The organism is Vibrio sp. Vb0349 (genome assembly GCF_033338975.1).
This window is the reverse complement of the sequence record NZ_JAWOTS010000354.1, coordinates 1-1146: the sequence shown is the minus strand read 5'-3', so window position 1 is coordinate 1146 and position 1146 is coordinate 1. Positions and strand designations below refer to the sequence as shown.

Below are 1146 nucleotides of genomic sequence, written 5' to 3'. Positions count from 1 at the left end.
ATGGGCTACAAGCGCATTCGAGAAACTCTGGCAGCGCAGTACAACCTATCAAACTTAGAGCCTAACATTCAGGTGTTTAACGTGGATGTTCGTGGTGACCGTTCACTCACGTTGCAGTACGTTCCTCATAACCGCATTCCACTCGATGAAAGTTATGATGAGGTATTGAAACACGTCTATCGCCTATGGGGCTTTGACGTAATCTTAGAAGAAGTTAAAGACACGGGACACAGAGAAACATTAGCCACTTGTCCAAAACGCAATCAGTACGATTCAAACATTTAGCTAAAAATAGACTCATCCCCTTAAAGCCAAAGGCTCCATGAAAGGAGCCTTTTTATTAACTGCAAGAAGTAGAATCGTTACGCTTTTTTCGCCACAATAGCTCTAACGGCTTCAAGATCTTCTGGCGTATCAACGCCTGCTGCTGGCGCTTCTTTAGCGACTGCAACGTGGATTTTCTCGCCGTACCAAAGCACTCGTAACTGCTCTAGGCATTCAATTTGCTCTAGGGCACTTGGCGCCCAGTTTACGTAAGTATTAATGAAACCTGCGCGGTATGCATAGATACCGATGTGACGCATCAATGGATTCACGATAGCTTTGTCTTGCTTAGCGAAGTTATCACGATCCCAAGGAATTGTTGCTCGGCTAAAGTACATGGCATAACCACGCTCATCAGCAACGACTTTTACGGCATTTGGGTTGAAGACTTCATCTTCAGATTCAATTTCAACCGCCAACGTAGCCATAGGCGCATCACTAGCGGCTAAGTTATCTGCGACTTGGCGGATGATAACTGGTGGTACCAAAGGCTCATCACCTTGAACGTTCACAATAATGTGGTCAGCAGGAATGGCCATTTTCTCTACCACTTCCGCTAAACGCTCTGTACCAGATTCGTGGTTTGGCGAAGTCATACAAACTTTGCCACCGAATTGCTCAACCGCCGCAGAAACTCGCTCCTCGTCAGTAGCAATGATCACGTCATCAGCGCCAGCTTGCATTGCTTGTTCGTAAACCCATTGCACCATTGGTTTACCACCGATATCAGCCAGTGGTTTACCTGGTAAACGGCTCGAAGAGTAACGAGCCGGTATCACAACCGTAAAAGACATTAACGTCCCTCATCCATACTCATGGTGC

At 46.4% G+C, this 1146-nt stretch carries 1 protein-coding gene and 1 pseudogene; one reads left to right on the top strand and one right to left on the bottom strand.

The annotated features are described in order from the left end of the window. Positions 1–285: pseudogene (locus R7Q47_RS25800) on the top strand (SpoVR family protein); the annotation flags it as partial. Between the two features lie 77 nt (positions 286–362). On the opposite strand, the gene kdsB reads toward R7Q47_RS25800, so the two are convergent. Continuing rightward, positions 363–1118 carry a 3-deoxy-manno-octulosonate cytidylyltransferase gene (gene kdsB / locus R7Q47_RS25795; RefSeq protein WP_318090203.1) on the bottom strand — a complete coding sequence of 252 codons (756 nt, stop codon included), beginning with the start codon at positions 1116–1118 and terminating at the stop codon, positions 363–365. Between the last annotated feature and the right edge of the window lie 28 nt (positions 1119–1146).